General features: G+C 66.0%; 20 protein-coding genes and 2 tRNA genes. 2 read left to right on the top strand and 20 right to left on the bottom strand.

What is annotated here, in order from left to right; genetic code table 11:
- Nucleotides 1-25: 25 nt before the first annotated feature.
- The 14 genes from nuoI to ACP7AU_RS05570 all read right to left on the bottom strand — a co-directional run bounded on the left by nuoI (nucleotide 26) and on the right by ACP7AU_RS05570 (nucleotide 10,756).
- Nucleotides 26-517: an NADH-quinone oxidoreductase subunit NuoI gene (nuoI, locus tag ACP7AU_RS05505; RefSeq protein ID WP_426039150.1), complete on the bottom strand. Its 492-nt coding sequence runs from the start codon at nucleotides 515-517 to the stop codon at nucleotides 26-28.
- Nucleotides 514-732 carry a hypothetical protein gene (locus tag ACP7AU_RS05510; RefSeq protein ID WP_426039149.1) on the bottom strand — a complete coding sequence of 73 codons (219 nt, stop codon included), beginning with the start codon at nucleotides 730-732 and terminating at the stop codon, nucleotides 514-516. Before ACP7AU_RS05510 ends, nuoI begins: the two co-directional genes overlap by 4 nt.
- The gene (gene nuoH / locus ACP7AU_RS05515) at nucleotides 729-1,802 is read right to left on the bottom strand and encodes an NADH-quinone oxidoreductase subunit NuoH (RefSeq protein WP_426050774.1); all 1,074 of its coding nucleotides are present in this window, start codon (nucleotides 1,800-1,802) and stop codon (nucleotides 729-731) included. The genes ACP7AU_RS05510 and nuoH overlap by 4 nt, the downstream gene beginning before the upstream one ends.
- Nucleotides 1,803-1,806: 4 nt before the next feature.
- Nucleotides 1,807-3,852: an NADH-quinone oxidoreductase subunit NuoG gene (nuoG, locus tag ACP7AU_RS05520; RefSeq protein WP_426050775.1), complete on the bottom strand. Its 2,046-nt coding sequence runs from the start codon at nucleotides 3,850-3,852 to the stop codon at nucleotides 1,807-1,809.
- Nucleotides 3,852-4,349 carry a hypothetical protein gene (locus ACP7AU_RS05525; RefSeq protein WP_426039146.1) on the bottom strand — a complete coding sequence of 166 codons (498 nt, stop codon included), beginning with the start codon at nucleotides 4,347-4,349 and terminating at the stop codon, nucleotides 3,852-3,854. The genes nuoG and ACP7AU_RS05525 overlap by 1 nt, the downstream gene beginning before the upstream one ends.
- 3 nt (nucleotides 4,350-4,352) lie before the next feature.
- On the bottom strand, nucleotides 4,353-5,666 hold the full coding sequence (nuoF, locus tag ACP7AU_RS05530) for an NADH-quinone oxidoreductase subunit NuoF (RefSeq protein ID WP_426039250.1): 1,314 nt from the start codon (nucleotides 5,664-5,666) through the stop codon (nucleotides 4,353-4,355).
- 387 nt (nucleotides 5,667-6,053) lie between these two features.
- The gene (locus ACP7AU_RS05535; protein ID WP_426050776.1) at nucleotides 6,054-6,332 is read right to left on the bottom strand and encodes a hypothetical protein; all 279 of its coding nucleotides are present in this window, start codon (nucleotides 6,330-6,332) and stop codon (nucleotides 6,054-6,056) included.
- Entirely contained in the window at nucleotides 6,329-6,997 is a 669-nt protein-coding gene (gene nuoE / locus ACP7AU_RS05540) for an NADH-quinone oxidoreductase subunit NuoE (protein ID WP_426039144.1), read from the bottom strand. The genes ACP7AU_RS05535 and nuoE overlap by 4 nt, the downstream gene beginning before the upstream one ends.
- On the bottom strand, nucleotides 6,994-7,392 hold the full coding sequence (locus ACP7AU_RS05545) for a hypothetical protein (protein WP_426050777.1): 399 nt from the start codon (nucleotides 7,390-7,392) through the stop codon (nucleotides 6,994-6,996). The genes nuoE and ACP7AU_RS05545 overlap by 4 nt, the downstream gene beginning before the upstream one ends.
- Nucleotides 7,389-7,799: a hypothetical protein gene (locus ACP7AU_RS05550; protein WP_426050778.1), complete on the bottom strand. Its 411-nt coding sequence runs from the start codon at nucleotides 7,797-7,799 to the stop codon at nucleotides 7,389-7,391. Before ACP7AU_RS05550 ends, ACP7AU_RS05545 begins: the two co-directional genes overlap by 4 nt.
- Entirely contained in the window at nucleotides 7,799-8,977 is a 1,179-nt protein-coding gene (locus tag ACP7AU_RS05555; RefSeq protein ID WP_303694485.1) for an NADH-quinone oxidoreductase subunit D, read from the bottom strand. Before ACP7AU_RS05555 ends, ACP7AU_RS05550 begins: the two co-directional genes overlap by 1 nt.
- A gap of 116 nt (nucleotides 8,978-9,093) precedes the next feature.
- Nucleotides 9,094-9,777, bottom strand: a complete 684-nt coding sequence (locus ACP7AU_RS05560) for an NADH-quinone oxidoreductase subunit C (RefSeq protein WP_303694272.1) — start codon at nucleotides 9,775-9,777, stop codon at nucleotides 9,094-9,096.
- A complete protein-coding gene (locus tag ACP7AU_RS05565) occupies nucleotides 9,774-10,409 on the bottom strand; it encodes a NuoB/complex I 20 kDa subunit family protein (RefSeq protein ID WP_426039141.1) in 636 nt (211 codons plus the stop codon). The genes ACP7AU_RS05560 and ACP7AU_RS05565 overlap by 4 nt, the downstream gene beginning before the upstream one ends.
- Complete coding sequence (locus tag ACP7AU_RS05570; RefSeq protein WP_426039140.1) at nucleotides 10,379-10,756, bottom strand: NADH-quinone oxidoreductase subunit A; 378 nt, start codon at nucleotides 10,754-10,756, stop codon at nucleotides 10,379-10,381. The genes ACP7AU_RS05565 and ACP7AU_RS05570 overlap by 31 nt, the downstream gene beginning before the upstream one ends.
- A gap of 257 nt (nucleotides 10,757-11,013) precedes the next feature.
- Between ACP7AU_RS05570 and ACP7AU_RS05575 the strand changes: the two genes are divergently transcribed.
- Nucleotides 11,014-11,090: transfer RNA gene (locus tag ACP7AU_RS05575), tRNA-Asp, on the top strand.
- Between the two features lie 169 nt (nucleotides 11,091-11,259).
- Here ACP7AU_RS05575 and ACP7AU_RS05580 read toward each other — a convergent pair.
- The 4 genes from ACP7AU_RS05580 to ACP7AU_RS05595 all read right to left on the bottom strand — a co-directional run bounded on the left by ACP7AU_RS05580 (nucleotide 11,260) and on the right by ACP7AU_RS05595 (nucleotide 14,745).
- Nucleotides 11,260-12,222: a hypothetical protein gene (locus ACP7AU_RS05580; protein ID WP_426050779.1), complete on the bottom strand. Its 963-nt coding sequence runs from the start codon at nucleotides 12,220-12,222 to the stop codon at nucleotides 11,260-11,262.
- Between the two features lie 77 nt (nucleotides 12,223-12,299).
- A complete protein-coding gene (locus ACP7AU_RS05585; RefSeq protein WP_426050780.1) occupies nucleotides 12,300-13,550 on the bottom strand; it encodes a glycosyltransferase in 1,251 nt (416 codons plus the stop codon).
- 112 nt (nucleotides 13,551-13,662) lie between these two features.
- On the bottom strand, nucleotides 13,663-13,818 hold the full coding sequence (locus ACP7AU_RS05590; RefSeq protein WP_426039137.1) for a hypothetical protein: 156 nt from the start codon (nucleotides 13,816-13,818) through the stop codon (nucleotides 13,663-13,665).
- A 30-nt stretch (nucleotides 13,819-13,848) separates the two neighbouring features.
- Nucleotides 13,849-14,745 (bottom strand): SPFH domain-containing protein, encoded by an 897-nt coding sequence (locus ACP7AU_RS05595; protein WP_426050781.1) that lies wholly within the window; start codon nucleotides 14,743-14,745, stop codon nucleotides 13,849-13,851.
- A 196-nt stretch (nucleotides 14,746-14,941) separates the two neighbouring features.
- Between ACP7AU_RS05595 and ACP7AU_RS05600 the strand changes: the two genes are divergently transcribed.
- The gene (locus ACP7AU_RS05600; RefSeq protein WP_426050782.1) at nucleotides 14,942-18,145 is read left to right on the top strand and encodes an autotransporter outer membrane beta-barrel domain-containing protein; all 3,204 of its coding nucleotides are present in this window, start codon (nucleotides 14,942-14,944) and stop codon (nucleotides 18,143-18,145) included.
- Between the two features lie 63 nt (nucleotides 18,146-18,208).
- On the opposite strand, the gene ACP7AU_RS05605 is transcribed toward ACP7AU_RS05600, so the two are convergent.
- A tRNA-Val gene (locus tag ACP7AU_RS05605) sits at nucleotides 18,209-18,285 on the bottom strand.
- Nucleotides 18,286-18,379: 94 nt separating this feature from the next.
- A complete protein-coding gene (gene lon, locus ACP7AU_RS05610) occupies nucleotides 18,380-20,782 on the bottom strand; it encodes an endopeptidase La (protein ID WP_426050783.1) in 2,403 nt (800 codons plus the stop codon).
- Nucleotides 20,783-20,992 lie beyond the last annotated feature (210 nt).

The raw sequence follows: 20,992 nt of genomic DNA on the forward strand, positions 1-20,992 counted from the left end.
CCCGTAAGGGAATCGCGCGCTTCGTTTAGCGATAGGGGGCGTCGAGTTCCAGATTCTTCGCGATCTGCCGTTCCCAGCGGTCGCCGTTATCCAGCAGTCGGGCCTTGTCGTAGTAGAGTTCTTCGCGCGTCTCGGTCGCGAACGTCGAGTTCGGTCCCTCTACGATGGCGTCCACCGGGCAGGCCTCCTGGCACAGGCCGCAGTAGATGCATTTGACCATGTCGATGTCGTAGCGGGTCGTGCGGCGACTGCCGTCAGACCGCGGCTCGGACTCGATCGTGATCGCCTGGGCCGGGCAGATGGCCTCGCACAGCTTGCAGGCGATGCAGCGTTCCTCGCCGTTGGCGTAACGACGCAGAGCGTGCTCGCCCCGGAAACGCGGCGATTGCGGGCCGCGCTCGAACGGAAAGTTCACCGTCTTCTTGGGACGGAAGAACTCGCGCATGGTCAGGCCGAATGCGCCGACCAGATCGAGCAGCAGCGCGCCCTTTGCGGCCTGGGCGATACGGGTGATCATCGGACGGGGTCTCCCGGACGCGTGCAGTCGCGCTCGTAGCGATCCGTGTCCTTGTTCATGATGGCGCACAGGCGAACCCGTTCGGTCTCTCGGCGCTGGATGTCATCCTGGCGCCGCTGCCACTGATAGACGGACGCGGGCTCGGCCTCATAGGCGGGCGGCAGACAGCCGGCCAGGGTCACGGCCGTCAGGGCGAGCAGAGCCATGCGGATCATGCCCCCACCGCGAAGACGCGCCAGGCCGAAACAGCGACCACGGCGACCAGTGAGGTCGGCAGGAAGATCTTCCAGCCCAGACGCATCAGCTGGTCGTAGCGGTAGCGGGGCACGAAGGTCTTCACCATCGCGAACATGAAGAACCAGAACAGGATCTTGATGAACAGCACACCGAACAGCAGCAGGTTGACCAGGAACGGGTTCCAGTCGGCGGTGAAGTCGATTGGGAAGCCCGGGTTCCAGCCGCCGAGGAACAGGATCGAGATCATCGCGCACATGAAGATGATGTTCACATACTCGCCCATCATGAACAGCAGATAGGGCGTCGACGAATACTCGACCTGATAGCCGGCCACGAGTTCGGACTCAGCCTCGGGCAGGTCGAACGGCGGGCGGTTGGTTTCGGCCAGGGCGGAAATGAAGAACATGATCATCATCGGGAACATGACGAGCACCAGCGGCCAGGTGTCGGCGCCGCCGCCGAAGACGTACCAGTTCCAGATCCAGCCTTCCTGCGACGTCACGATCGAGGACAGGTTCATCGTCCCGGCCAGCAGGATGACGTTGATGATGATGAGGCCGATGGAGACCTCATAGGACACCATCTGCGCAGCGGAGCGCAGCGAACCCAGGAACGGGTATTTCGAGTTCGAGGCCCAGCCGCCCATGATGATGCCGTAGACGCCCATCGAACTGATCGCGAAGACGTAGAGGATGCCGACGTTGAGGTCGGAGATGACCCAGCCCGGCGCAAACGGAATGACCGCCCAGACGGTGAAGGCCATGATCACGGTGATGACCGGTGCCATCAGGAAGACGACCTTGTCCGCGCCGGCCGGGACGACGATCTCCTTCAGAACGAACTTGATCATGTCGGCGAAGGACTGAAGCAGGCCGAACGGACCCACGACATTGGGGCCCTTTCGCATCATGACGGCCGCCCAGATCTTGCGATCCGCCAGCAGCAGGAAGGCGACGGAGATCAGGACACCGACGGTGACGAGCAGAACGGCGCCGGTCGTGGCGAGGGTCCAGCCGACGGGCGTGGTCCAGAAGGAAGTGGATTCCATCGCCCTACTCCGCCGCCAGCAGGGCCGGAGCCATGCGCTGGGCGCTGAGCTCGGCCATCGTCGCGCTGGCGCGCGCGATCGGGTTGTTCATATAGGGATCGACCACGGCCGAGGTGAAGCCGACATCGCCGGCGTCGCCCTTCTGGCCTAGAGCCGCCACGTCGAACGAACCGGCCGGAGCCAGATAGTCGATGCGGCCGAAGGTCGGATGATCGCCCATCAGCTTGGTGCGCAGTTGATCAAGGGTGTCGTACGGCAGGGTCTGGCCGACGCGTTCCGACAGGGCGCGGAGGATGGCCCAGTCTTCCTTGGCATCGCCCTTCGGGAAGACGGCGCGTTCGGCCATCTGCACCCGGCCCTCGGTGTTGACATAGAGGCCCGACTTCTCGGTCCAGGCGGCGCCCGGCAGGATGACGTCGGCGGTGTGCGCGCCCCGGTCGCCGTGGCTGCCCAGATAGACTTTGAAGGCCCCGGACGGGCCGGTCTCGATCTCGTCGGCGCCCAGCAGGAACAGGACATCGAGAGCGCCCGATTGAACCATCTCGTGAGCCGACAGGCCGCCGGCTGCAGGCACGAAGCCCATGTCCAGGCCGCCGACGCGGGCAGCAGCATGATGCAGGACGTTGAAGCCGTTCCAGCCGTCCTTCACGACGCCGACCTTGGCGGCCAGCTTGCCGAGATGTTGCAGCACCTTGGCGCCATCCGGACCCGACAGGGCGCCGGCGCCGACCACGATGGCGGGGCGTTCGGCATTCGACAGGGCGTCTGAGGCGACCTTGGGCAGCTTGGCCAGGGTCTTTGTTCCGCGGCCTACGACGTCGAAATCATAGGTCAGGTCGGCGGCGTCGCCGATGACGCCGACGCGGGTCTTGCCGGCCAGCCAGCTCTTGCGGATCCGCTGGTTCAGCAGCGGCGCCTCGGTGCGCGGGTTGACGCCCACCAGCAGGATGGAGTCCGCCTCTTCCAGCCCTTGCAGGCCGGTGTTGAACAGCCAGCCTTCGCGCGGGCCATAGCCCATGGCTGCGCCGTCCTGACGGCAGTCGGTGTTCGGCGAGCCCAGCGCCCGGAACAGGTCCAGCGCCGCCTTCATCGATTCCGCGTCCTGTAGGTCGCCGGCGATAACGCCGATCCTGTCTGCAGGGGCGGCCTTCAACTTCGACGCCACGGCGTTCAGCGCCTCGTCCCACGAGGCGGCGCGCAGCTTGCCGTTCTCACGGATGTAAGGCCGATCCAGGCGACGCGCCTGCAGGCCGTCGACGACGTAGCGGCTCTTGTCCGACAGCCACTCCTCGTTGATGCCCTCGTGGACGCGCGGCAGGATGCGCATCACCTCGGCGCCCTTGGACTGGGCCGAGATGTTGGAGCCCAGGGCGTCCATGACGTCGATGGTCTCGGTCTTCTTCAGTTCCCACGGACGATAGTGGAACTGCCAAGGACGGTGGGTCAGGGCGCCGACCGGGCACAGGTCATTGACGTTGCCCGACAGCTCGGAGTTCACCGCCTGTTCGAGATAGGTGGTGATCTCGGCGTCTTCGCCGCGCGAGATCATGCCGATGTCGGGCACGCCCGCCACTTCACTGATGAAGCGCACGCAACGGGTGCACTGGATGCACCGCGTCATGAAGGTCTTGATGGTCGGACCCATGTGCTTTTCTTCGACTGCGCGCTTGTTCTCCGCATAGCGGGAACCGTCGCGGCCGTAGCCCATGGCCTGGTCCTGCAGGTCGCACTCGCCGCCCTGGTCACAGATCGGGCAGTCGAGCGGGTGGTTGATGAGCAGGAACTCCATCACCCCTTCGCGGGCCTTCTTCACCATCGGCGTGTCGGTGAAGATCATCTGGCCCTCGGCGGCCGGAAGCGCGCAAGACGCTTGCGGCTTGGGCGGTCCGGGCTTCACCTCGACCAGGCACATGCGGCAGTTGCCGGCGATCGACAGTCGCTCGTGGTAGCAGAAGCGCGGGATCTCGTGCCCGGCGCGCTCGGCGACCTGAAGCACGGTCATGCCGGGCTCGAACTCGACATCGACGCCGTTGACCTTGGCGACGGGCATCAGCGGACCTCTTCTTCAGCGCGAACAACCTCGGCGGCCGTCTGCGTCGTGCCGTCAGGCAGCGTTTGGGTGATCTCGATCTCGTCGCCGCGCATGGCATAGCGCACGACCGGATCGCCGGATTCATTCATCCACCGCACGGAGGCGGGGTCGGGCAGATCGAGCGGCTTCCACACGACCAGGCCGTCGGAGGCCCGGCACTGGGCTTTCATCAGGCCGCCGTCGACCGGCGCGCGCCACTGGGCGTTGACCGCATCGCCCTCGATGCCGGTCAGTTCGATAGCTGCTACGTCCTGGCCGTGAATGGCGGCGAGGCCGGCCTTGCACACGCGGCGCAGGTCGACGGCCGTCAGGACGGCGGGCGTCTGCGCCACGGCGTCGGACACCGGCGCCTCAGCGGCGACGATCTCGGTCGGCGTCGGCTCGGCCTTCTCCGGCGCCTGGTTGCAGGCGACGAGAGCGGCGATGGCCACGGTCAGGATGAGCACAGCCCGCATCCCCTACTCCGCCGCGATGGCGTGGCCGGCGAAGTTCGCGCGGCGGGTGCGGTAGGCCGAGATGCGATCCTCGATCTCGTGACGGAAGTGACGGATCAGGCCCTGGACCGGCCAGGCGGCCGCGTCGCCGAGGGCGCAGATCGTGTGACCCTCGACCTGACCGGCGACGTCGAGCAGCAGGTCGATCTCCGACGGATCGGCCTCGCCCACGGCCATGCGTTCCAGCACGCGCCACATCCAGCCGGTGCCTTCGCGGCACGGCGTGCACTGGCCGCAGCTCTCATGCTTGTAGAAATAGCTGATGCGAGCGATCGCCTTCACCAGGTCGGTGTCGTTGTCCATGACGATGACGGCCGCAGTGCCCAGGCCCGACTTCATGTCGCGCAAGGAATCGAAGTCCATCAACGCCGTCTCGGACATCTCGCGCGTGATCAGCGGCACGGAGACTCCGCCCGGTATCACGGCCTTCAGGTTGCCCCAGCCGCCGCGCACGCCGCCGCAATGCTCTTCCAGCAGCTGGCGCAGCGGGATCGACATCGCTTCTTCGACATTGCACGGCCTGTTCACGTGGCCGCTGATCGACATCAGCTTGGTGCCGGTGTTGTTCGGACGACCGAAGCCGGCGAACCACTCGGCCCCCCGACGCAGAATCGTGCCGACGACGGCGATCGACTCGACGTTGTTCACCGTGGTCGGGCAGCCGTAGAGGCCCGCGCCCGCCGGGAACGGCGGCTTCAGGCGTGGCTGGCCCTTCTTGCCCTCCAGCGATTCCAGCAGGGCGGTCTCTTCGCCGCAGATATAGGCCCCGGCGCCGTGGTGGATGTAGACGTCGAAGTCCCAGCCGTGGACGTTGTTCTTGCCGATCAGCCTGGCTTCATAGGCCTGCTTGACCGCCGCCTCCATGCGCTCGCGCTCGAGCACATATTCGCCGCGCAGATAGATGTAGCAGGCGTGGGCCTGCATCGCGAAGGAGGCGATCAGGCAGCCTTCGATCAGCAGGTGGGGGTCATGGCGCATGATCTCCCGGTCCTTGCAGGTGCCGGGCTCGCTCTCGTCGGCGTTAACGACGAGATAATGCGGACGATCCTTGAGTTCCTTGGGCATGAAGGACCACTTCAGACCCGTCGAGAAGCCGGCGCCGCCGCGTCCGCGCAGGCCGGAGTTCTTGACGTTGGTGATGAGCCAGTCGCGGCCCATGTCCAGCATGTCCTTGGTCGCGTTCCAGCAGCCGCGGGTCTTCGCGCCCTCAAGGCCCCAGTCCTGGACCCCGTACAGGTTGGTGAAGATGCGATCCTTGTCCTGCAACAGCCCGGCCATCAGCGGGGTCCCTCCACGGCCGGAGCCGCCGACGCCCTTGCCGCGCGGGCGCGAGAGTTCGCTGCGCCGGTCGCCGGTCTGGCGCTCGGTTGGCGGAGGCGGACGCTGGCCGCCCGAATTCGTGGGTGTCTGATCAGGCGCATTCGGGGAACCGGCGGGAGAAGACGGAGGGGACGGCGCAGCGGGCGCCGGCGGAACGGGCTGTGCGGAGGCTCCGCCCAGGGGCAGAGCGCCGGCGCCCATCAGATTGGCCATGAACAGGCCGGCGACGCCGCGCTTCGGATGTTTCGATGTCACGACGGTCCCCCGAACGTCTTGGGATCACGAAGTGTGCACGCGCGGTCAGACAATCACGCGACGGTTCCCCGTGGGCGCGAAGCAGCGCGCTCATTGTCCGCGTCCATCGAGCTCGGCCAGACGGCGGCGATGATAGCGGGTGCGAAGGAAGATGGCAGCGAGCATCAGGGCCCAGCCGCCGCCGAGGGCGACATAGCCGGACACCTGTACCGTCGGGCCGAAGTCGCCCGCACGCCCGGCCAACCAGACCAGGATGGCGCCCAGCAGCACCAGGCCGAAACCAGCCAGGCGCGGCGTGCGACCCACGGTGCGCAGTTCGGCGCGATAGGCTGCGACCTGGGCCTCGGCTTGCGGATCGGGAGCGGTCATGCAGGCACCGGCGCCGGATCTGAGTTCGGCAGCTTCTTGATCGGCTGGGCGGCCGAGCCGTCATAGAGTTTGGGGTCGGTCAGGGTCAGGGCCCCGCCCTCGGGCGCCGAGTTGACGCGATCGACGCGCGGACCCGGCTTCGGCGTCTTGCCGGCCGCGAAGTCGTCGATGATCTGGTTCATGTCCGAGGCCGTCAGGTCCTCGAAATAGTAGTCGTTGATCATGGCCATCGGCGCGTTGACGCAGGCGCCCAGGCACTCGACCTCTTCCCAGTAGAATTTGCCGTCGGCCGACAGGGTCTGTTTCGGGCCGATCCGGTCCTTGCAGACCTTCATCAGGTCGCCCGAGCCGCGCAGCATGCAGGGGGTCGTGCCGCAGACCTGGATCAGGGCGGCCGAGCCGACCGGCTCCAGCATGAACATGGTGTAGAAGGTCGCAACCTCCAGCACCCGGATGTAGGCCATGCCCAGCAGGTCGGCGATGGCGCGCAGGCTCGGTTCCGAAACCCAGCCTTCCTGTTTCTGAACCAGCCACAGGATCGGGATCACCGCCGACTGACGACGGTCGGCCGGATATTTGGCGATCCACCACTCGGCCTTCCTCATCGTGTCGTTCGAGAAGGCGAACGAGGCGGGCTGTTCCTTGGCGAGACGACGGACGCTCATGCTCTACCCATCCAACGGTTCGGACGCGCGCCCCAGACCGCCCTGCCGGCGTTCGCGAGGTCGCGGGAAAGCCAGGACATCGGCGGCAGGAACCGCACGGCCAGCTGGCTGAGGAAAATGAAACCGCCCATCCAGACGATCGAGCGCAGGTTGGCTTCCAGGAAGCCCCTGCCCTCCTCCAGATAGCCGGCGCGATACGCCCCGCGCACCAGGGTCACCCCGGCGATGCCGGGCGTGGAGACGACCGCCGTGGCCAGGGCGAATTTGGCGACGCCCATGAGTTCGCGGCGACGCGGGGAAAAGGCGACCTGGGCGATCAAGCCGAAGACCAGCAGGCCCGCGAAGGCGATGACCTGCAGCTGGGTGAAGATGGGGTCGACGGCGAATGTGCTCATGCTTTCGGCTCCCGAGGAACCATACCAAGCATCCGAGCCCATTTCGCGTTGTGCGCATCCCTCGCCCGAAGAATGGCGATCTTGGTTTCCTGCCTTGCCTCACGCACTGCGGGGATCAGGCCGAACAACCAAATTCCAAGGCCCGAAACGCCGCCAACCAAAAGGAGCGAGACAACAAAGGCAACGGGCACGCTTAAACCAAGACCGACTAGGCCTTCTTCCAAGGCGCCGCTAACCCAGAGAGCCGCAACAGCTCCGAACGGTCCATGGACCGAAAAAGCGTACAGGGCTGCCTGATGTCGCTGTTTCCCATTCTCAACGCCATAAACGTTGAGTCCAAGCGCGGTCGCCACATCAAACATTGCGGCGAGCAGCAAACCAGCGATGGCGACGAGGGCGTAGGTCACTAGCGGTCGACCTCGCCGAAGACGATGTCGAGCGAGCCCAGGATGGCGGACACGTCCGCCAGCATGTGGCCGCGGTTCATCCAGTCCATCGCCTGCAGGTGACGGAAGCCGGGGGCCGAGATCTTCACGCGGTACGGCTTGTTGGTGCCGTCCGAGACCAGATAGATGCCGAACTCGCCCTTGGGCGCCTCGACGGCGGCGTAGACCTCGCCGGCCGGGGTGTGGAAGCCTTCGGTGTAGAGCTTGAAGTGATGGATCAGGGCTTCCATCGACCGCTTCATCTCACCGCGCGACGGGGGCACGATCTTGTTGTTCTCGACCATGACCGGCTCGCCGGGGCAGTTGCGGAGCTTGTGGATGCACTGCTCCATGATGTGCACCGACTGTTTCATCTCCTCGATACGCACGAGGTAGCGGTCCCAGCAGTCGCCGTTCTTGCCGACGACGATGTCGAACTCCAGCTCGGCATAGCATTCGTAGGGCTGCGACTTTCGCAGGTCCCAGGCGATGTCGGAGCCGCGCAGCATGACGCCGGTGAAGCCCCACTGCAGGGCCTGTTCCTTCGACACGATGCCGATGTCGACGTTGCGCTGCTTGTAGATGCGGTTCTCGGTGACGAGGCTCTCGATGTCCTTCAGCGCCGTCGGGAACTCGGCGCACCAGCGACCGATATCGTCGATCAGGGCCATCGGCAGGTCCTGGTGGACGCCGCCGGGCCGGAAGTAGTTGGCGTGAAGCCGCGCGCCGCAGGCCCGCTCATAGAAGACCATGAGCTTTTCGCGCTCCTCGAAGCCCCACAGAGGGGGCGTCAGGGCGCCGACATCCAGGGCCTGGGTCGTCACATTCAGCAGGTGCGACAGGATGCGGCCGATTTCCGAATACAGGACCCGGATCAGCTGGGCGCGGTACGGGACCTCGATCTCGAGCAGACGCTCGATGGCCAGGCAGAAGGCGTGCTCCTGGTTCATCGGCGCGACGTAGTCGAGCCGGTCCAGATAGGGCACGTTCTGGAGGTAGGTGCGGGCCTCCATCAGCTTCTCGGTGCCGCGGTGCAGCAGGCCGATGTGCGGATCGACGCGCTCGACGACCTCGCCGTCCAGCTCAAGCACCAGACGCAGCACGCCGTGCGCGGCCGGGTGTTGCGGGCCGAAGTTGATGGTGAACTTGCGGTCGTCCATCTCGCGCGCATGCGCGGTCCGGCCGTCGTCGAAAGCGATGTGACCCAGGTCGTCGGCGACCTGGTCGAGCGTGGCGCGGTCGGGGGTCGCGTTGGCGATGGGGTGTCCGTCAGCCATCAAGCCTTGCCTCCCGAAGGCGCGGCGCCTGCGACAGCAGCGGCCTGCGCCGCCTTCTCGTCGCCCGGCAGGACCGGGGCCGGATACTCCGCGCCTTCCCAGGGGGAGAGGAAGTCGAAGTTGCGATATTCCTGCGTCAGCTTGACGGGTTCATAGACCACCCGCTTCTGCTCCTCGTCGTAGCGGACCTCGACATAGCCCGTCATCGGGAAGTCCTTGCGCAGCGGGTGCCCCTGGAATCCGTAGTCGGTCAGGAGCCGGCGCAGGTCCGGGTGGTTCGAGAACAGGATGCCGTACATGTCGAACGCCTCGCGCTCGAACCAGCCGGCCGACGGATAGACCTCGATCACGCTGGGGACCGGCTGGACCTCGTCGGTCGTGCACTTGACCCGGATGCGGGCGTTCCGCGTCAGGGAGATCAGGTGATAGACGACGTCGAACCGCTCGGCCCGGTCCGGATAGTCCACGCCGCAGACGTCCAGCAGCTGCTGGAAGCCGAACCGGTCGCGCAGTGAGGTCAGGACCTCGACGATCCGGTCGCGGTGGCAGGCGATGGTCAGCTCGCCCCAGGCCAGGCTGGCATCGACCTTAAGCTCGGCGACCATCTCCTGACCCAGCGGGGTCAGGCTCTCGGTATTGCGCGCGACGGTCGCGAGGTGGCCGTTCATAGAAGGAACGCTCATCGCTCGATCGTCCCGGTGCGACGGATCTTCTTCTGCAGCTGCAGCAGGCCGTAGATCAGAGCTTCCGCCGTCGGCGGGCAGCCCGGAACATAGGCATCGACAGGTACAATGCGGTCGCAACCGCGCACTACGCTGTAACTATAGTGATAATATCCGCCGCCATTGGCGCACGAACCCATCGACAACACGTAACGCGGATCCGGCATCTGGTCGTAGACCTTGCGTAGGGCCGGAGCCATTTTGTTGGTCAGGGTGCCGGCGACGATCATCAGGTCCGACTGACGCGGGCTGGCGCGCGGGGCCATGCCGAAGCGCTCGAGGTCATAGCGCGGCATCGACGCCTGGATCATCTCCACGGCGCAGCACGCGAGACCAAAGGTCATCCACATCAGCGACCCCGTCCGGGCCCAGTTGATGACGTCGTCGAGCGAAGCGGTCAGGAAGCCCTGCTCGGCGACCTCGGTATTGACCGCCTCGAAGAATTTGTCGTGCAGCTTGGGGTCATAGCCCTGGACCGTCGAACGCGCGCCCTGGCCAAAGGCTGTGGGCAGCGGCGAGGCCAAACCTGAAGCGGGGGGGGCGATCAGGCCGGTGGGGGAAATCACTGCCATTCCAGCGCGCCCTTCTTCCATTCGTAGATGAAGCCGACGGTCAGGACGCCCAGGAAGGACATCATCGACCAGAAGGCGAAGATCATGCCGCCCTTGGTCAGGTCGAAGATCGACACGGCCCAGGGGAACAGGAAGGCCACTTCAAGGTCGAAGATGATGAACAGGATGGACACCAGGTAGAACCGCACGTCGAACTTCATCCGCGCGTCATCGAAGGCATTGAAGCCGCACTCGTAGGCCGAGAGCTTCTCCGAGTCGGGGTTCGACGGCGCCATCGCCCAGGAGGCGGCCATGAAGCCGACGCCGATGATCGTGGCGATGCCCACGAAGATCACGATCGGCAGATACTGAAGAAGAAATGCGTTCATTGGATAGGTCCACGCCGCGAGGGAGGGCGGCGGATTCGGCGCTTTCTAGACCCAACCCGGCGACGGTTCAAACCCAAGCGGCGAAAGGATTTTTCTTGCGAATGGTTCGCACAAATCCGACTCCGGGACGCCCTCGTTCTGCGACCGGACGTGTGCGCGGAAAACTGTCGCAAAGGCCCGAAAGGTCGCTTGACACCGGGGCGACCCCCCGCCTAAACGACGCCCCTCGCCGCGACGGAAACGACGCGGCGGGAAACGCGGGTGTAGCTCAGTTGGTTAGAGTGCCGGCCTGTCACGCCGGAGGTCGCGGGTTCGAGTCCCGTCACTCGCGCCACTTTCTGTGATTGCAGAAAGTGGCGCGCGCCCCCCTTCTTCCTTGAACCGAATAGCGGTCATCGCAGTGTCGATGAGCGCGTGCGTTCGTCGTCGTGCGACCGCAAAAGTTTCGCGTGTCGAACCGCCGATACCGCAAACACCTCCGGCCAGGTCGGCCGAAACCGCAATCAGTCGCGGGGCGTCGCCTGCTGGACGCGCACGGAGTGGGCCATGGCGGCAGCGACCGCGCCCAGCCTCCCCTCATCAGAGATCTGGCTCTGTTCCGCACCATAGACGCCGCTCAGGAAGGCCAGATCCCAGGAAGTGAGGCTGGCGGGCGCTCGGTCCGGCTGATCGAACAGGTTGAGGATCGTGTCATAGCCGCGAGGCTGCGCTTCGGAATCGATCTGAACCAGGGCGACCATCGTCAGATAGGCGGCCAGTTGGTCGGTCGTGACCGCCCCGATCTTGTCCACGTCGACGACGATGATCACCTGGGCGAGGTCGTCCCGGAGATCGTTACGCAGCATGGAGCCCGTTATGATCCGGCGGTTGTCGCCGAGATCGTTCGGGCTCGTGATGTTAGGCGGCGCCTGGAACGGCTCGTCCCCGGGGCTTCGGTTGGCCGCGATTCCGGTGTCGAAATCGACCGGAATGCTGACATACCACCAGCGCACCGCCGCGTCCGTGTTCTGGAACCGCGCCAGGGCCCGCCGACCCCGGTTGGCGCCAGACATGTTCAACCTGAACTCGCGGCGGCGTGAGGCGACCATCGCCCTGGTCGTTTCGTTGGCATCGATCGTGAAAGTGATGAAGACACGCGGTTCGCAACCGGGCCGACCCAGGCGGACGCCGAGGCCCTCAGCCGTCGCCGAAATCCGCTCGATGATCTGTTCGGCGGCGTCGCGCTGGAGATTGCCGACGCCGATACAGAGGGTCTGCCGCCAGGCTGCGGCGCCGCTGCCCTCCACGGGCGCTGCAACCTCTTCAATGAAGGCCACCGTCGCCTCCCGCAGCGGGCGGCCCAGGACGACGATGTCGTCGAGCTGGGACTCGTCCTGGATGCCGGTGAGCGGCTCGCTGGCCTGAACAGTGACGGTCGAGCCGCTGAATGCAGCGGCGACAGCGAGCGCCGCGATTCCGAAACCCATGAAAGCCCCCAAATGTCCAGCCCACACGACGCGGGCAGTTGGAGACCAAGTCAAGCCCCGGTTGTGCGGCGCGCCGTCTAGTGAACCGCCAGTTCCTCGCCCGGTTGCACGAACTCCGGCCGTCCGCTGACCTCTGCGTAGGTCATGCACAGACCTTCGAAGACGCGGTTCCAGGCGAAGGTCTCGACCGTATGCCCCCGCGCCGCCGCGCCGATGGCCTCGACATCACGCGCGAACAGGGCCTCGATGGCCTGGGCGTAGTCGTCGGGGTCGGCGCTGCGGGCCAGCTGGCCCACGTCATTGGTGACAGTCTCGGCCACGCCGCCGGCGTTGACGCCCACGACCGGGCGGCCGCAGGCCATGGCCTCCAGCACGATCAGGCCGAAGGGCTCCTTGTCGTTGGCGTGCACGAAGGCGTCGCAGCTGGCGATGATCCGGGCCACGGCCCTGGGGTCGCGCTCGTACGGCAGGGCGATGACGCGGTCCTCTGCGGGCATCCCCTGCCCGGCCCCGACTAGGACCAGGTGATAGGGGGCGCCCAGCTTCTGCACCGCCTCGATCAGGACATCGATGTTCTTCTCGCGCGCGGGGCGACCGGCGAAGCACAGCAGGCGGGCGCTGGCGGGCAGGCCCAGCCGCTTCAGCAGCCAGTCGCGATCCCGCCGATCGGGGCGGAAGGTGTCGATCTCCACGCCCAGGGGGCGGATGACGATGTCGCGGATGCCGGCCTCTTCAAGGCGGCGGGCGATGAAGCGGCTGGGCGAGATGACGCGGTCGAACTGGCCGAACAGCCGGGCCCAGCGTTTCTCGACCGGCTTCTTGGCCCATTCGCCGAAGTGAAGCGCGGCGAGGCCCGCAGGATCGGAGTGGCAGAAGCCGACGACCGGACAGCCGGCCCTCTGGCCCGCCTCCAGCGCGCCCTGCCCCGGCGTATAGGGATCGCCGGCCTCGATCAGAGACGGCTTCATCGAGGCGACCCAGGCGCCCCAGCGCTTGACCGAACTCGGCCAGCGATAGCCGTCGCCGAACGGCAGCTTGGTCGCGTGCAGCTGGATAATGCCGTCGCGTCCGGCCTTGTGCTGGGCGCCCGGCACGACCAGGGAGTGGGCGACGCCCGGACGGTTCGCCTCCAGCCAGGCCTTCTTGGACAGCAGATAGCGTTTCACCCCGCCGGAGCGCGGCGCGTAGAGCATGGTCGTGTCGACCATGCGCGGACGCGGATCCTGGGTGGACGCCTTCAGAACCCTGAGCGTTTCGGCCACCTCTTCGTCCCAGCCGGGAATGAGCCGCAGCTCACCTTCGTGGACGTCGAGATCGGTCAGGCTCATGGGGTCGTGCTCCGGGGACTGCCGCGGCTGAACGCGCGTCCGGGACTTTGGGATGCGTGCGGACGATTTGGGCCGAGCCATAAAGCGGCCGTAGACCCGCCGCCGGTCAAGCTCAAGCCTGATCGTCGGGATCGCCCGGCGGCGGGGTGGAGATACCCCTGCGGGCCAGGGCCTCGCGCAGGAGAATCTCCATCTGGGCGTTGACGGAGCGCAGTTCCGCCGCCGCCAGCCGTTCGACCGCAGTCATCACGCCCGCGGAGGCGCGCATCAGGAAGGGCTTCCGGACCCTGGCCACGTCCTAGCCGTAGAGGGTGCCGGTGTTGACCACGGGCTGGGCCTCGCGGTCCGCGCACAGGACGACCAGCAGGTTGGAGACCATGGCGGCCTTGCGGTCCTCGTCCAGATGCACGACCCCGCGCTCGCCCAGATCCTTGAGCGCGCTTTCGACCATGCCGACGGCGCCGCGGACGATAAGGCGACGCGCCGACAGGATGGCCTCGGCCTGCTGGCGACGCAGCATGGCTCCGGCGATCTCCGGCGCATACGCCAGGTGGGCCAGACGGGCCTCGTCGATGGCGACGCCCGCGACCCGGACACGGTTGGCCAGTTCGTCGCGCAGCCGCCCGGCCACGTCCTCGGCGTCGGCGCGCAGGGTCAGTTCCTGCTCGACGCCGTCCTGCTCCTCGCCGTGGTCGTAGGCGTAGTGGGAGGCGATATCGCGCAGGCCCGTGTCGATCTGGATGTTCACGAAGGCCTGATAGTCGTCGACATCGAACAGGGCCTGGGCCGAATCCTCGACGCGCCACACGACATTGGCCGCGATTTCGACCGGGCTGCCGCGCTTGTCGTTCACCTTCAGCTTGTCCGAGGTGACGTTCCGGGCGCGGAGCGAAATTTTCTTGCGTGTGTACCAGGGCAGAATCCACCGCAGACCAGTCGTCCGATCCGTGCCGCGATAGGATCCGAACAGCATGATGGCCGCGCCCTCGTTCGGCTGCAGCGCATAAAGACCGCACACCAGAAACAGTCCGATGACCGCCAGGACGATGCCGCCCACGACGTAGACGGGGGTCTCAGGCCCTTGCGCCACGGCGACCGGCCCCAGAATGATCAGGCCCAGCCCGACCAGCAGCATCAGTATGCCGTTGGCGGTCTGTGCGGGCCGCTCCTGCGAGATTGTACGTTGATCGGTCATTGCGCCCTCCGTTTGATATAGAAGTGATATCACTTTTCCGGCCGCAAGGCAACGCTTTCAGTGACATCCGGTCACCCGACACATCGCTTTCGGCCTTGCATTCGCCTCAAATTCGCGAAACTTGAGACAGGTCGCGACGCCCCTGTTAGAAGGCGCCCGACGCCCGTGCGCGTGTCCACTTGGGGTGATTTCTCGAATGCGTAGACTGCTTGCGACCGCGGTGGCGCTTGCCCCTCTGATGACGGCCGCAGGAGCGCATGCCGAGGTCGTGATTTCGACCGCCCGCACGACGCCCATCGTCACCTCTCTGGCCACCGGTACGGCGCGCGACGACATCCGCCTCGGCACCGGCGGCTCCATCGCCGTGAACACCGGGGCGGCGATCACGGTCGATTCGAACAACAACATCGATCTGGACAGCGGCACCAATATCACGATGGCCAACTCGGCCGACGGATCGACCGCGATCCTGGTCGGGCCCGGCGCGACCGCAGCGAACATCACCATCGGCGGGACCATCACGGTCACCGACAACATCGACACCTATACCGACACGGACAGCGACGGCGATCTGGACGGCCCGATCGCGGCCGGTTCCAACCGCTACGGCCTGCGTCTGGTCGGCGGCACGGCCCTGACCGGCAACATCCTGGTCGAGAGCAGCGGCGCGATCCTGGCCGAAGGCGCCAATTCGCGCGCCATCTCGATCGAACGCGCCCTGACCGGCACGGTCACCACCTATGGCTCGCTGCGCGCCGTGGGCGACAACGCCATCGGCTATTCCCAGACGGGCAACGTCTCCGGGGCTGTGAATCTTGGCGGTCCTGTCACGGCTCAGGGTTTGGGCGTTAACGCGGTCAACATCCAGGGCGACATCGGCGGGCGCCTGACACTCCAGGGTGACATGGCCGCGACCGGCTATCGCTACACCACCCGCCCCGGCGACACCGCCCTTGCCCTGCTAGACGCCGACGACCTGCTGCAGGGCGGCTCGGCCGTCGTCATCGGCGGCAACGTCGCTCGCGGCGTTGTGCTGGATGTCCGCCCGGCGGACCTGATCACGGATGTCGCCACGGACTCGACCACGACCGACGAGGACGGCGACGGCGTCGCCGACCTGTCGGAGAACAGCTCGGTCATCAACAGCTACGGCGGCGGCGCCGCACTGACCGTCGGGTCCGCCACGCGGGGCATTGCCCTAGGCGCCGCCGGAACGACCGCGACCACCAACTACGGCCTGATCAATCGGGGCGTGATCACCGGCGACGGCGTCTATAACAACATCACTGGCCTGGCCATGCAGCTGGGCGTCGCGGGCGGGCAGACCGTAGCCATCGCCGGCGGTGTTCGCAACGAAGGCTCCATCACGGCCCTGGGCCGCGGCGGCGGCGCGACCGCCGTGTCGATCGGCGCCGGCGTCACCACCCCGCGCTTCGACAATATCGGAACGATCACGGCGGGCGTGTCCAGCGAACTGGCCAACTCACCGACGACGGGCGTCAACATCGCGGCCGGCGCCAACCTTCCCGTCCTGTTCAACAATGGCGCGATCCTGGCCACGGCGGGCGGCGGCATTTCCAACGTCAACGCGATCCGCGACCTGTCGGGCACCCTGACCTCGATTGAGAACGCCGGCTCCATCACGGCGGCGCTGGCTCCCAATACGGCCGGCGCCGCGCTCACCGGCACGGTGACGGCGATCGACGTCTCGGCCAACACCACGGGCGTCACCTATCGCCAGTACGGCGAGACCAGCACGCCCTCGACAACCGATCCCGACACTGACGGCGACGGAGTGACGGATTCGAACGAGCCCGTGTTGATCGGCGCCGTTCGCTTCGGCTCGGGCGCCGACACCCTGAACCTCGAAAACGGCTTCATGACCGGCGACGTCTCGTTCGGCGCCGGCGCGGACCGGCTGAACATCACGGGCGGCGGCATCCTGACTGGCGCCATCACCGACACCGACGGCCGTCTGGACATCAATGTGACCAACGGCACGCTGGATGCGCGCCAGTTGACCCGCACCAGTGTCACCAGCCTGAACGTAGGCGCGGCGGGCGATCTGATCGTCACGGTCGATCCCGCCACCTCGACCAACGCCGGCTTCCGCGTCAACGGCACCGCCAATCTGGCGACCGGCGCCGGCCTGGGGGTGCGGTTCAACTCGCTGCTCACAGGGCCCCAGCGGTTCACCGTCATCGACGCCAACACCCTGATCCTGGGCACGATCGACCAGACGGCAGTGCAGGCGAACTCGCCTTATCTTTACGTGGTCAACGCCGGTGCCGATGTGGCCGCCGGCGACGTTTACATCGATGCCCGTCGCCGCACTGCGGCCGAAGCTAATCTGATCCCGGTCGAGGCCCAGATCTTCGACTCCTTCTACGGGGCGTTGAGCTCCAGCACCGCGCTGCGCGACGCCTTCATCTCCCAGACCGGCCGCGAAGGCTTCATCAATCTGTACGAGCAGCTGCTGCCCGACCATTCTGGCGGCCCGCTGCTTTCGCTGGCATCCGGCGTGGACGCCGTCACCCGCGCCCTGAGCGGCCGCAACGCCACGGTCGAGCCCGGCGACACCAGCGCCTGGCTGCAGGAAATCAATTTCTACGCCGACAAGGACAAGACCGACACCTACGGCTTCCGCTCCGAGGGCTTCGGCGTCGCTGGCGGGATCGAGCGCGGTACGGGCCTGGGCGCCATCGGCGTGTCGGTGGCCTTTACCTCGTCGGACATCCAGGATCCCGAGGCCGAGGCCGAGGAAATCCTGTCCGCCAACCTGGTCGAGCTCGGTCTCTACTGGCGGGCCCAGGGCCAGGCCTGGAGCACCTGGGCGCGGGCGGCGGGCGGCTACGCCATCTTCGATTCCACGCGCCAGCTGGTCACCGAGAACATCAACCTCATCAACACCTCCAGCTGGAACGGCTTCACGCTGTCGCTGGGCGGCGGCGCTTCCTACGAGAAGAATTTCGGCCGCCTCAGCATCCGGCCTGAAGCCTATGCCGAGTATTTCTCGCTCAACGAAGACGCCCACACCGAAGAAGGTCGCGAGCCTGGCTTCAACCTAAACATCGAAGACCGCACCGGCCACATGTTCACCGGCGTCGCTGCCGTGAACATCGGCTACGGCTTCGGCGAGGACGGCTGGATCCGCCCCGAGGTTCGCCTCGGCTGGCGCCAGAACTTCTCGGTCGATCCGGGCGAGACCATCGCCCGCTTCGCTTCGGGCGGCTCGCCGTTTACCCTGACGCCGCAGTCGATCGAAGGCGGCGGCCCGATCGCCGGCTTCCACCTCAGCGTCGGCAACGACCTCGGCAAGATTTCCATCAGCGCCGATGCCGAAATGATCGAGGACTACGTCCGCTACACCCTGCTGCTGCGGGCCAGCTTCCGGTTCTGATCCCAATCGGGCTCAAAATGACAAAGGCCGCCGGATCGCTCCGGCGGCCTTTTCTGTGTCCGGTGGTAGGCGGCGACGGGTTCGAACCGCCGACCCTCTCGGTGTAAACGAGATGCTCTGACCAGCTGAGCTAGCCGCCCTCCACGCGGTCTAAGTGCCCGGTCAACGCCGTCGGTTCAACCCGCGCGGAACAAAGAAAAACCTCCCCGCCGGTTGGCGGGGAGGCTGTTCAGGTCAGTGGCTGACGACGGTCGATCCATCGACCGCCGGGGGCGGGGTCGGACCGGGGTTCAGCGGCTCAGCCACCTCGTCCCACTCGACGGCGGTCAGGGAGCCGGTCAGGGCCCATTTCAGCGCCTCGTCGGCCGTCGAGATCGGGATGATCTCCAGCGCGCCCTTCACGTTGTCAGGCACGTCGGCGAGGTCCTTCTCGTTCTCCTGTGGGATCAGCACGGTCTTGACGCCGGAGCGCAGGGCCGCGAGCAGCTTCTCCTTCAGGCCGCCGATGGCAGTGACGCGACCCCGCAGGGTGATCTCGCCCGTCATGGCGATGTCCTTGCGGATCGGCACGCCGGTCAGGACCGAGACCATGGCCACGGTCATGGCGACGCCGGCGGACGGGCCGTCCTTGGGCGTGGCACCGTCCGGCACGTGGACGTGGATGTCGGTCTTCTCGAACACCGGCGGCTTGACGCCGAAGCTGAGCGAGCGCGCCCGGACGTAGGAGGCGGCGGCGGAGATCGATTCCTTCATCACCTCCTTCAGGTTGCCGGTGACGGTCATGCGACCGCGGCCCGGCATCTTGATCGCCTCGATGGTGAGGATTTCGCCGCCGAACTCCGTCCAGGCCAGGCCGGTGACGATGCCCACCTGATCCTCCTCGTCCGTCTCGCCATAGCGGAACTTCTGAACACCCGCGTATTTGGCCAGCTTCTCGGCATCGACCGTGATCGTGGTCGTGCCTTCCTTGGACATCTCGCGCACGGCCTTGCGGGCCAGGCCGCCCAGAGCGCGCTCCAGCGACCGCACGCCGGCTTCCCGGGTGTAATAGCGGATCAGGTCGCGGATCTGTTCGTCGGGCACCACGAACTCTGCCGGCGTCAGGCCGTTGTCGGACGTGACCTTGGGCAGGACGTGACGCTTGGCGATCTCGACCTTCTCATCCTCGGTGTAGCCGCTGACACGGATGATCTCCATCCGGTCGATCAGGGGCTGAGGCATGTTCAGGCTGTTGGCCGTGGTCACGAACATGATGTTCGACAGGTCGTAGTCGACCTCCAGATAGTGGTCGCCGAACGCATTGTTCTGCGCCGGATCCAGCACCTCCAGCAGGGCCGAGGACGGGTCCCCGCGCCAGTCGGCGCCCAGCTTGTCGATCTCGTCCAGCAGGATGAAGGCGTTCGTCGTCTTCACCTTCTTCATCGACTGGATGATCTTGCCCGGCATCGACCCGATGTAGGTGCGGCGGTGACCGCGAATTTCGGCCTCGTCGCGCATCCCCCCCAGGGACATGCGGACGTATTCACGACCGGTCGCCTTGGCGATCGACTTGGCCAGCGAGGTCTTGCCGACGCCCGGAGGGCCGACAAGGCACAGGATCGGGCCCTTGAGGCTGTTGGTGCGCGCCTGCACCGCCAAATACTCGATGATCCGTTCCTTCACCTTCTCGAGGCCGTAGTGGTCCTCCTCGAGAATGGCTTCGGCCTTGTTCAGGTCGATGGCCTTCTGCTTGGTCTTGCCCCACGGAATCGCGAGCAGCCAGTCGAGGTAGTTCCGGACCACGGTCGACTCGGCCGACATAGGGCTCATGTTGCGCAGCTTCTTGACCTCGGCCTCGGCCTTGGTGCGGGCTTCCTTGGACAGGCGCGTCTTACGGATGCGCTTCTCCAGCTCCATGATCTCGTCGCGCGCATCGTCGGTCTCACCCAGCTCGCGCTGGATCGCCTTCATCTGCTCGTTCAGATAATATTCGCGCTGGGTCTTCTCCATCTGGCGCTTCACACGCGAGCGGATCTTCTTCTCGACCTGCAGGACGGATATCTCGCCCTCCATCAGGCCATAGACCTTCTCCAGACGGGCGGGCACGGCGATGGTTTCAAGCAGGCTCTGCTTGTCGGCGATCTTGACCGACAGATGCGCGGCGACGCTGTCGGCCAGCTTGGACGCATCGGTGATCTGGGGGATGGAACTGAGGGCCTCGGGCGGCACCTTCTTGTTCAGCTTCACATAGGATTCGAACTGTTCGACCACGGCGCGCAAGAGGGCCTCGGCCTGAGCGGGTTCACCCAGGTCGTCCTCGATCTCGACGGCCTCGGCCTCGAAATACTCCTCGCGGTCGGTGAAACGGGTCAGGCGGGCCCTGCCCTTGCCCTCGACGAGGACCTTCACGGTGCCGTCCGGCAGCTTCAGCAGTTGCAGCACGGTGGCGAGCACGCCGACCGGATACATGGCGTCTGGCGACGGATCGTCATCGATGCTGTTCTTCTGGGTGGCCAGCAGGATCTGCTTTTCACCCTTCATGATCTCGTCGAGCGCCCGCACGGATTTCTCGCGCCCTACGAAGAGCGGCACGACCATATGTGGGAAGACGACGATGTCCCGCAGAGGCAGGACGGGCAGAATTTTACTCTCGGACATAATGCGCTCCTGGACCTTCGATCATCTCCGGTCCGCCCGCCCCTGACGCCCCGCGATATGCAGCGACACCCTGGAGAGGCCCGTCGATTCCGACGGCGTTCATGTGAGTATGTGGTCCCTTGGCCCCGGGGTTCAAGCTTCGCCACGGGACGATGCACAGATGCGCGCAGCGACGGTCAAGCTGCACGAACCGTGCAGACTCCGAGCCGC

The sequence above is a fragment of the Brevundimonas sp. SL161 genome, from assembly GCF_049896985.1.
GTDB lineage: Bacteria > Pseudomonadota > Alphaproteobacteria > Caulobacterales > Caulobacteraceae > Brevundimonas.

Coding starts and splice junctions, on each gene's coding strand:
- ACP7AU_RS05585 (WP_426050780.1), bottom strand. CDS start 13,550: ATGAGCCTGACCGATCTCGACGTCCACGAAGGTGAGCTGCGGCTCATT.
- ACP7AU_RS05580 (WP_426050779.1), bottom strand. CDS start 12,222: ATGGGTTTCGGAATCGCGGCGCTCGCTGTCGCCGCTGCATTCAGCGGC.
- ACP7AU_RS05595 (WP_426050781.1), bottom strand. CDS start 14,745: ATGACCGATCAACGTACAATCTCGCAGGAGCGGCCCGCACAGACCGCC.
- ACP7AU_RS05510 (WP_426039149.1), bottom strand. CDS start 732: ATGATCCGCATGGCTCTGCTCGCCCTGACGGCCGTGACCCTGGCCGGC.
- ACP7AU_RS05555 (WP_303694485.1), bottom strand. CDS start 8,977: ATGGACGACCGCAAGTTCACCATCAACTTCGGCCCGCAACACCCGGCC.
- ACP7AU_RS05570 (WP_426039140.1), bottom strand. CDS start 10,756: ATGAACGCATTTCTTCTTCAGTATCTGCCGATCGTGATCTTCGTGGGC.
- nuoF (WP_426039250.1), bottom strand. CDS start 5,666: ATGGCCGGGCTGTTGCAGGACAAGGATCGCATCTTCACCAACCTGTAC.
- ACP7AU_RS05600 (WP_426050782.1), top strand. CDS start 14,942: ATGCGTAGACTGCTTGCGACCGCGGTGGCGCTTGCCCCTCTGATGACG.
- nuoG (WP_426050775.1), bottom strand. CDS start 3,852: ATGCCCGTCGCCAAGGTCAACGGCGTCGATGTCGAGTTCGAGCCCGGC.
- nuoH (WP_426050774.1), bottom strand. CDS start 1,802: ATGGAATCCACTTCCTTCTGGACCACGCCCGTCGGCTGGACCCTCGCC.
- ACP7AU_RS05525 (WP_426039146.1), bottom strand. CDS start 4,349: ATGCGGGCTGTGCTCATCCTGACCGTGGCCATCGCCGCTCTCGTCGCC.
- ACP7AU_RS05535 (WP_426050776.1), bottom strand. CDS start 6,332: ATGACCGCTCCCGATCCGCAAGCCGAGGCCCAGGTCGCAGCCTATCGC.
- nuoE (WP_426039144.1), bottom strand. CDS start 6,997: ATGAGCGTCCGTCGTCTCGCCAAGGAACAGCCCGCCTCGTTCGCCTTC.
- ACP7AU_RS05590 (WP_426039137.1), bottom strand. CDS start 13,818: ATGCGCGCCTCCGCGGGCGTGATGACTGCGGTCGAACGGCTGGCGGCG.
- ACP7AU_RS05545 (WP_426050777.1), bottom strand. CDS start 7,392: ATGAGCACATTCGCCGTCGACCCCATCTTCACCCAGCTGCAGGTCATC.
- nuoI (WP_426039150.1), bottom strand. CDS start 517: ATGATCACCCGTATCGCCCAGGCCGCAAAGGGCGCGCTGCTGCTCGAT.
- lon (WP_426050783.1), bottom strand. CDS start 20,782: ATGTCCGAGAGTAAAATTCTGCCCGTCCTGCCTCTGCGGGACATCGTC.
- ACP7AU_RS05565 (WP_426039141.1), bottom strand. CDS start 10,409: ATGGAAGAAGGGCGCGCTGGAATGGCAGTGATTTCCCCCACCGGCCTG.
- ACP7AU_RS05560 (WP_303694272.1), bottom strand. CDS start 9,777: ATGAGCGTTCCTTCTATGAACGGCCACCTCGCGACCGTCGCGCGCAAT.